This window comes from Fusobacterium mortiferum ATCC 9817 (genome assembly GCF_000158195.2).
In the GTDB taxonomy this organism is placed as follows: domain Bacteria; phylum Fusobacteriota; class Fusobacteriia; order Fusobacteriales; family Fusobacteriaceae; genus Fusobacterium_A; species Fusobacterium_A mortiferum.
Window position 1 is genome coordinate 12009 of the sequence record NZ_GL987992.1, and the last position, 8333, is coordinate 20341.

The window sequence follows — 8333 nt, forward strand, 5'->3', positions numbered from 1 at the left end:
CTAATGACGCATCTTTGGAGCGGGAAACGAGGGTCGAACTCGCGACATTCAGCTTGGAAGGCTGACGCTCTACCAACTGAGCTATTCCCGCATATCTTATTTAATTTTTGGTGGCGGGGGAAGGATTTGAACCTGCGACCTTCGGGTTATGAGCCCGACGAGCTACCAGACTGCTCTACCCCGCGTTATAAGTGGTGCCTAGAGCCGGAATCGAACCGGCACGGTAACTAAATACCACAGGATTTTAAGTCCTGTGCGTCTACCTGTTCCGCCATCCAGGCATTTTGCTCAAACACTTTTGTGTTTCAGAACATATATTATATTATCATAAGTTTCATTTTATGTCAACACTTTTTTTATTTTATTTTTTATTTTTATTTCTATGCCTAATTCTTCTTTTATTTTAAAAGAAAATATCTCCCTATTAAGAAGATAAAATTCCTTTTTAGCTTTTGATAGCTTCTTTATATAACTTTCTATTTTGCTTGCATCTTTTCTCCCTAAACATTGAAAAAAAATTTCTATTCTTTTTACTCCTTTAGCTCTAGTGTATTTAGCTCCTCTTCCTTTCTCATGTTCTTCATATCTTCTTACTATATCTGTTGTTATTCCAGTATATAAACTTTCATCATTGCATCTTAATATATAAATATAATAATATTTTTTATTTTCCATATATTTATCTTACTATATTTTCACTATTTTTCATAGTTTTTTCTAAAATCATCATTTGACTTTTCTAATAAAAAATAATAATATTTAATTAAGAAATTTCATTTGGAGGATTTAATGGATAATTTCAATAGCAATCATATTAATAAAATTAAATTTATATCTTTTTCTTTAATAATTCTTATCATTTTAGGATTTATTGGCTATGTTATCTACGAAAGAGAAAATGTTTTAACTGGAATTTTAAAAATAATAACTTCTCCTGCTGTTTTAATTACTGATTTCTTAGTTATTGGTGGAATTGGTGCTGTTTTTTTAAATGCTTTTTTAATATTTATATTTAATTTTACTCTAACTAGATTATTAAAAATTGAAATAACTGGTTTAGTTATTGCTTCATTCTTTACTGTATTTGGTTTTTCCTTTTTTGGAAAAAATATTCTTAATATTCTTCCTTTCTATTTAGGTGGAATTTTATATAGTGTTTTTGAGCATATTGATTTCAAAGAAATCTTTGTTACTATATCTTTTTCAAGTGCAATGGCCCCTTTTGTAAGTGAAGTTGCTTTTAGAGTTGATACTACGGATACTTCATATATTAATGCTATTGCTTTAGGTATAATAATAGGATTTATTGCTACTCCTCTATCTAAAAAAATGGCTGGATTTCATGAGGGGTTTAATCTTTATAATTTAGGTTTTACTGGCGGAATATTAGGAGCAGTTATAACTTCTATTTTAAAATTATATAATTTCCAGATTACACCTCAAAGAATTATATCTACTGAATTTGATTTGGCTTTAAAGGTAATCTGCTCTTCAGTTTTTTTAGCTCTTATCATAATTGGTTTTTTTATAAATAATAGCTCTTTTAAAGGTTATATGGAAATTTTAAAAGATAGCGGTTTAAAGTCTGATTTTGTAAAAAAATATGGATTTGGACTTACTTTTATAAATATGGGAATCATGGGGTTTGTTGCTACAGGATTTGTAATTTTAATTGGTGAAACTTTAAATGGACCTCTTCTTGCTGGTATACTTACTGTAGTTGGTTTTTCTGCCTATGGAAAACATTTTAAAAATACTATTCCAATTTTAATAGGAGTATATATTGCAGGCTTAGGAAGCTCTACCAATGGATTTACAGTAGCATTATCCGCTCTATTTGGTACCTCATTAGCTCCTATAACTGGTGTATATGGAATTATTTGGGGAGTAATTGCTGGTTGGCTACATCTTGCTGTTGTTCAAAGTATTGGAACTGTTCATGGTGGATTAAATTTATATAATAATGGATTTTCTGCAGGTATTGTAGCAAGCATTCTTCTTCCTATCATGGATATGATAAAAGACCATAAAGATAAGGAAAGAATAAAATATTTAAAAAGAAAAAAACAACTTTATGATGCTATTACTGAACAAAGAAAAAAAATGGAAGAAATGGAAAATGATTTATAAAGGAGAATTTTTATGAAACTAGAAGATTTAAAATTTTTAAAAATTGCAGTAGAAAAACATCCAACTACACAAACAACTCTAGAGTACCTTATTAAACAAAATGCAATTGGAGCTTTAGTTGTAAATGCTAATGGAACTAAAACTTTATTAGTAAAGCAATATAGACCTGGAATAGCTGGAGAGATGTATGAGATTCCAGCTGGACTTATTGAAGAGGGAGAGTCAGCTATCTCTACTCTTTATAGGGAGCTTGAAGAAGAAACAGGATATCTTCCTGAAGATTATAATATACTTTATACTCCTAAATATCCTCTTACTGTTTCACCAGGGTATACTCAAGAAAAACTTTATCTATATGTAGTACAATTAAAAAATGATTCTATTATACCTCAAAATTTGAAATTAGATGAAGGAGAAGATTTAAGTGGAACTTGGTTCAACTTAGAAGAAGTAGAAAATATATCACAGGATATGAAAACTATATTAGCCTTACATCTTTTTAAGAGCTTATAGTATAAATAAAAAAGATGAGAGTGTTTTATAACATTCCCATCTTTTTTATTATCTTATTCCTTCTAACAAATATTTCCCATATTCACTTTGTGGACTAGAAAAGAATTCTTCTGTTTCTCTTATCTCTTGAATCTCTCCTTTATACAATACCATCACTCTATCTGAAATATTGTATACCACTCCTAAATCATGAGATATAAAAATAAACGTTGTTCCATATTCCTTATTAAATTTTTTTATTAAATCTAATATTTGCTTTTGAACTCCTAAATCCAACGAAGCTACTGGTTCATCACAAACAACAAGTTTAGGTTTTAATATCATAGCACATCCTATAACTATTCTTTGCCTTTGTCCACCACTTAACTCATTGGGATATTTATTTTCAAATTCCTCTCCTAATCCTACTTTTTCTAAAATATCTTTTACCTTTTTAGAAATTTCATTTCTATTTTTTTCTCCATTAGCCTTTAATGGTTCTGCTAATATATCCTTTACTTTCATGGCTGCATTTAGAGAACTATATGGATCTTGAAAAACCATTTGAATATCTCTTTTTTCTCTCTCGACTAGTTTTTTTCCTAAAAATAATATCTTTCCATAACTTTCTTTTTCAATACCCAAAATAATTTTCCCAATAGTTGATTTTCCTACACCAGATTGTCCTATTATAGAGAATATTTCTCCCTCTTTAACTTCAAAAGATATATTTTTTAAAACCTCTTTTTTCTCTTTAGAAAAAAAACATCCTTTTACATATTCTTTTGATAAATTTTCAACTTTTAAAATCATTCTTCACCTCTTATCCAAAGACTTTTAGAAAGATTTATTAATTTCTTTACATAAGGATGTGACTGCTCTTGAAATATCTTCTCACAGCTATTTTTTTCAACTATTTCTCCCTTATACATGACATATACTTTTTCTGCAAAATCATGTATTGATTCTAAATCATGAGATATAAACAAAATAGATACTCCAGTAGCCCTCTGTACCTCTTTAAAAAGCTTTATAACTTCTTTTTTAGTCTTAAGATCTAGTGCAGTTGTTACTTCATCTGCTATAAGCAATTCTGGACGTCCTATCAAAGCTCCTGCTATAACTACTCTTTGTCTCTCTCCTCCACTTGTTTCATGAGGATATTTTTTTAATATTTTATCAGGCTCTTTTATTCCTAATTTACTTAATAGTTGAATTACTTCAGCTTCCCACTCTTTTTCTTTTCTATAATGTCCTTCGTATATTTTTTTAATTGATGCCCTATTTTTATGGTTGGATTCAATGAAGTAAAAGCATTTTGAAATACAGCACCTATTTTACAATTTTTTTCAAATCTTTGGTAATTAATTTTACTTCTTTCTGGTAAGATTCCTAATATAAATTTGGTTGTCAATGTCTTCCCACTACCTGATTCTCCAGCTAATGCTACTATTTCACCAGAATTTATAGAAAAATCTACATTTTTTAGAAGTATCTTATCGTCAATTTCTAAATTTAATTTTTCTATTTCAATTAGCTTCAATATTTTCTACCTCTTTTCTCTAATTTTTTAATCTGATATATAGTAAAAATTATTGCTAATCCTGGAGCTATAGTAAACCAAGGAGCAGATAAAAAATATGATTGAGATTGATTTAACATATTTCCCCAAGTGGGATAAGGAGGCTGAATTCCAAGTCCTAAATATCCTAACCCTGCTTCTGTTAATATAGCTCCTGCAAACCCAGTTGTAAAAGATACTGATACAGACTTTAAAATATTTGGTAAAATGTGTCTATAAATAATTCTTAAATCAGATACTCCATAAGTTTTTACTGCTATTACATACTCCATATTTTTTTCTTTCTTTACTAGTCCTCTCACTACATTTACACATCTTGGAATATATATTACAAAAATGGCTACAATTAAAGAGTGAAATCCTGTGCCTAAAATTATTATTATTCCAAGTGCAATCAAAATTCCAGGAATAGACATGATAACCTCTACTATTGACATTATTATTACATCTATTCCTTTTCCAAAATATCCTGCTAAACTTCCTATTATTGTTCCAGTTATCACTGATAAAGATATTGATAGAAAAGCTATTGCTAATGTATAGAAACTTCCTAATAAAAGTCTACTGAAAATATCTCTTCCTAAATTATCACAACCTAAAATATTTTCAAATGTTGGAGCCATTAATATTTTACTTTCTTCCATAGCATAAGGGTCTTGATAAAAAAATATACAAATCATTATAACTATGATTAGTAACAAGTATCTTATTTTTTTCACTATCTCTCACTCCTTATCCTTGGGTCTACTATGGAGTACAATATATCTATCATAAAATTGATTACAACTAAAACTACTGAAGTATAAAAAATCAATCCTTGAACTAAAGGTAAATCTCTGTTTATTACTGCTGTTATCATCAATCTTCCTATTCCAGGTATTGAAAATATCTGCTCTATAATTACTACTCCAGTTATTAAATCAATCAACATTATTCCAATTAAAGGAATAACTGGAATAATTGAATTTTTTAAAATATAGATATTCAACCAAAATTTTTTTACTCCATTTACAAAAAGATATTTTATATATTCTTCTCTTAACTCTATCTCTAAATTATTTTTTATATAACTAGTAAAAACTCCTATGTTTGGAATTGCTATCACTATACAAGGTAATAATAACGAATATAAAGTATTGTTATATCCCACTGAAAACCATCTCAATATAACACTAAAAATAAACATAGATATTATTCCTAACCAAAAAGAGGGTATTGAGATACATAATCCTATTATAAAATCAATTACTTTTTTTATTCTTTTATTTCTTAATTTATGTATAATAAAAGATAGAGGAATTGATACGCCTAAAACTATAATAATTGTCAATATAGCTATTTCTAAAGTCAATGGTAATCTTTCTAAAATTAAATTAGAAACTGACTCTCCATATTTAAATGAATTACCAAAATCTCCCAAAATAACTCCTTTTCCCCACTGAAAATATCTCTCTCCTAAACTTTTATTTAATCCTAAATTCTCTCTTAAAATCGCTATATCTTCTGGAGAACTTTCCAATCCTAATATTGCAAGAGCAGGATCACCTGGTATTAATTCCAATAATAGAAAAGAAATTGTTCCTATTAAATATATAGAAAAAACCATCTTAAATATTTTTTTTAAATAATACATTTTATTCTCCAATACTCATTTTAGAAAAATTAATATATGGTAAAGGATAATACTCAAATCCTTTTATCTTTTTATCTAAAGATGTTATAAGTTCAGGGTCCATTATATAAATTGCTGCCTGTTTCTCTCTTAAAATCTCTTGTGCTCTTTTATAATTTGCTACTATAATCTCATCATTAGTAGACTCCTTAGCTTTCTCAATTAACATATCATACTCTTCATCACTAAAATTAAAGAAGTTATTTTTATAATCATTAGTATATCTTCTTAAAATTGAATAAGGGTCTAACTTCCCTGAAAGCCCTACTATTGTTGCCTCATATTTTCTTCCAGAATAAACATCTGATAACCAGGTTGTCCACTCTATTGTTTCAATTTCTGCTTTTAGCCCTATAGCTTTTAATTGCTCAGCTATTATTTGAGCTGTATTTACATGCATAGGGTAATTGCTAGGAACTTTTATGGTAAATGTAAAATTATTTTTTCCTACTTCTTCTAAAATCTTCTTAGCTTCATCTATATTTTGTTTTTCTCCAAGATTTTCTATACAGTATTTTTTCATTACTGGACTCATATTAGTTTCAAGCTTTATTCCATTTCCTGCCATAACACTATTAATAATCTCATCTTTATCTAGAGCCATATTAATAGCTTTTCTTACTCTTATATCGTTAAATAGTTCAACATTATTATTTAAAGCAAATATTTGTACAGTGTTTTGTGGAGCAGATATATTATTAAAGTTTTTTAATTCATTTACTCTTTTAGAATCTACTCTTGAAAGCATATTTATCTCTCCAGAAAGAAGTTTTAAAAATGCTGTTTCACTATTTGGCACAATTAAAACAGTTACTCTATCTAGTTTTGTTTTTTCTCCCCAATATTCATTAAATCTATCCAATACTATTTGTTGTTCCCTATCATATTGAGCAACTTTAAATGGCCCTGTTCCAATAGGATTTTTATCCAAATCATTAGCATTTTCATCAGGAACAATACCCTTTATTAAAGCATATATAAAAGCTGAATCTGCTTTTTTTAACTTTATTTCTATTTCATCTTCTGAAACTACTTTTATCTTCTCTATCTCATTAAAAAGAGCACTAGCTGGTGGGAAGCCATCTTTACCAGCCATTCTATTTAAAGAAAATTCTACATCTTTTACATCTAATGGATTTCCATTGTGAAATTTTATTCCTTTTCTTATTTTAAATGTGTATATTCTTCCATCTTCTGAAATTTTGTATGATTCTGCTATTGCCGGAGTTAATTCCCCTTTAGAATTTGGCATAAGCAATCCCTCAAAGACATTTAACATTATCTCCTCTGTCCCACTTGATACCATCTTATAAGGATTAAGGCTATCTATATCCATACTCATAGTAGTCTTTATTTCTTTTAAATTATTTTCTGTATCTTTTCCACAAGCTAATATTAAAATACTCAATATTGCTAAAAATATCACTTTTATAATTTTTTTCACTCTTTCCATAATAACCTCCAAAGAAAGTATTTGTTCACTTTTTCTATATAATATTTTAAATATAAATTAACATACTACTATTGTATCATATTTTTTCTATAAAAAAAGAGTATAACTAAAATTATTTTATAATAATCTAGTTATACTCAAATTATAGTCAATTAATTATCATTTTTAATAAATTATGTAATTTTTTTATTTTCTAAAATATTATATAGTTATATCTCCTACTTCCATCTTTAAATAATTTATTAAATTTTGTGGTTCGATTATTATTTGTAGACCACGAACACCAGCACTTATCATTATATAATCTTTAGTTAAAGCACTCTGATGGATGAAGCTTTGATGTCTCTTTTTTATTCCAATAGGAGAACATCCTCCTCTTATATAACCAGTCATATTAAAAAGTTCTTTTAACTCTAGCATCTCTACCTTTTTTGCCCCTGCAATCTTAGCTAATTTTTTTAGATCAATAGTATCAGCTCCTGGAATACAAGCAACTATCATCTCTTTTTTTTCATTTAAAAGAACTAGAGTCTTAAATATTTTAGTAATATCTTCTCCAGTTTTTAAAGATACTGCTATCGCACTTAAATCATTTTCATCAACTTCATACTCTTTAAATTCATATTTTATTTTATTTTTATCTAATTCTCTCATAGCATTTGTTTTTTTCATATTTCACCTCTTGTAAATTTATAAAATTTTTACAAAAAATAAAAAAAATGGCGCTTCCTAATGGACTCGAACCATTGACACTGCGGTTAACAGCCGCATGCTCTACCGACTGAGCTAAGGAAGCACTCTTATTGAGAGCTTGGCAAGTTCCTATCCTCCCAGGAGGCTTCCCTCCAAGTACTTTCAGCGTTTACGGGCTTAACTTCCAGGTTCGGAATGTTTCTGGGTGTACCCCCGTAGCTCTTCTCACCAAGCATTATTAACTTCTTTTAATGTAGCACAGATTTCTTTCACTCATCTGTGTCTCATTTAATATAATCGTAACTTTGTTA

At 28.3% G+C, this 8333-nt stretch carries 8 protein-coding genes, 4 tRNA genes, 1 rRNA gene and 1 pseudogene; 2 read left to right on the plus strand and 12 right to left on the minus strand.

Features of this window, described 5'->3' with window-relative positions; genetic code table 11:
* Window positions 1–15: 15 nt before the first annotated feature.
* From FMAG_RS08090 to FMAG_RS08105, 4 genes are all read right to left on the minus strand, one after another.
* A tRNA-Gly gene (locus tag FMAG_RS08090) sits at window positions 16–91 on the minus strand.
* 17 nt (window positions 92–108) lie between these two features.
* Window positions 109–185 (minus strand) — tRNA-Met (locus FMAG_RS08095).
* Window positions 186–192: 7 nt separating this feature from the next.
* Window positions 193–281, minus strand: a tRNA-Leu gene (locus FMAG_RS08100).
* Window positions 282–339: 58 nt separating this feature from the next.
* Window positions 340–675 carry a GIY-YIG nuclease family protein gene (locus FMAG_RS08105; protein WP_005885755.1) on the minus strand — a complete coding sequence of 112 codons (336 nt, stop codon included), beginning with the start codon at window positions 673–675 and terminating at the stop codon, window positions 340–342.
* Window positions 676–789: 114 nt separating this feature from the next.
* Between FMAG_RS08105 and FMAG_RS08110 the strand changes: the two genes are divergently transcribed.
* Together FMAG_RS08110 and FMAG_RS08115 are read left to right on the plus strand one after the other, a co-directional pair.
* Window positions 790–2130, plus strand: a complete 1341-nt coding sequence (locus FMAG_RS08110; protein WP_005885757.1) for a DUF1576 domain-containing protein — start codon at window positions 790–792, stop codon at window positions 2128–2130.
* Window positions 2131–2142: 12 nt separating this feature from the next.
* The gene (locus tag FMAG_RS08115; RefSeq protein WP_005885761.1) at window positions 2143–2643 is read left to right on the plus strand and encodes an NUDIX hydrolase; all 501 of its coding nucleotides are present in this window, start codon (window positions 2143–2145) and stop codon (window positions 2641–2643) included.
* 48 nt (window positions 2644–2691) lie between these two features.
* Here FMAG_RS08115 and FMAG_RS08120 read toward each other — a convergent pair whose 3' ends face one another.
* From FMAG_RS08120 to rrf, 8 genes and pseudogenes are all read right to left on the minus strand, one after another.
* Window positions 2692–3435 (minus strand): ABC transporter ATP-binding protein, encoded by a 744-nt coding sequence (locus tag FMAG_RS08120; RefSeq protein WP_005885763.1) that lies wholly within the window; start codon window positions 3433–3435, stop codon window positions 2692–2694.
* Window positions 3432–4165, minus strand: a pseudogene (locus tag FMAG_RS08125) (ATP-binding cassette domain-containing protein). The gene FMAG_RS08120 and the pseudogene FMAG_RS08125 overlap by 4 nt, the downstream one beginning before the upstream one ends.
* Window positions 4162–4923, minus strand: coding sequence for an ABC transporter permease (locus FMAG_RS08130; protein ID WP_005885765.1), 762 nt, complete (start codon window positions 4921–4923; stop codon window positions 4162–4164). Before FMAG_RS08130 ends, FMAG_RS08125 begins: the two are co-directional and overlap by 4 nt.
* On the minus strand, window positions 4923–5837 hold the full coding sequence (locus FMAG_RS08135) for an ABC transporter permease (protein ID WP_005885767.1): 915 nt from the start codon (window positions 5835–5837) through the stop codon (window positions 4923–4925). The genes FMAG_RS08130 and FMAG_RS08135 overlap by 1 nt, the downstream gene beginning before the upstream one ends.
* 1 nt (window position 5838) lies before the next feature.
* Complete coding sequence (locus tag FMAG_RS08140; RefSeq protein WP_005885769.1) at window positions 5839–7329, minus strand: ABC transporter substrate-binding protein; 1491 nt, start codon at window positions 7327–7329, stop codon at window positions 5839–5841.
* A 201-nt stretch (window positions 7330–7530) separates the two neighbouring features.
* The gene (gene ybaK, locus FMAG_RS08145; RefSeq protein WP_005885771.1) at window positions 7531–8001 is read right to left on the minus strand and encodes a Cys-tRNA(Pro) deacylase; all 471 of its coding nucleotides are present in this window, start codon (window positions 7999–8001) and stop codon (window positions 7531–7533) included.
* A gap of 48 nt (window positions 8002–8049) precedes the next feature.
* Window positions 8050–8125 (minus strand) — tRNA-Asn (locus FMAG_RS08150).
* A gap of 13 nt (window positions 8126–8138) precedes the next feature.
* A 5S ribosomal RNA gene (gene rrf, locus FMAG_RS08155) occupies window positions 8139–8255 on the minus strand.
* Window positions 8256–8333: the final 78 nt, after the last annotated feature.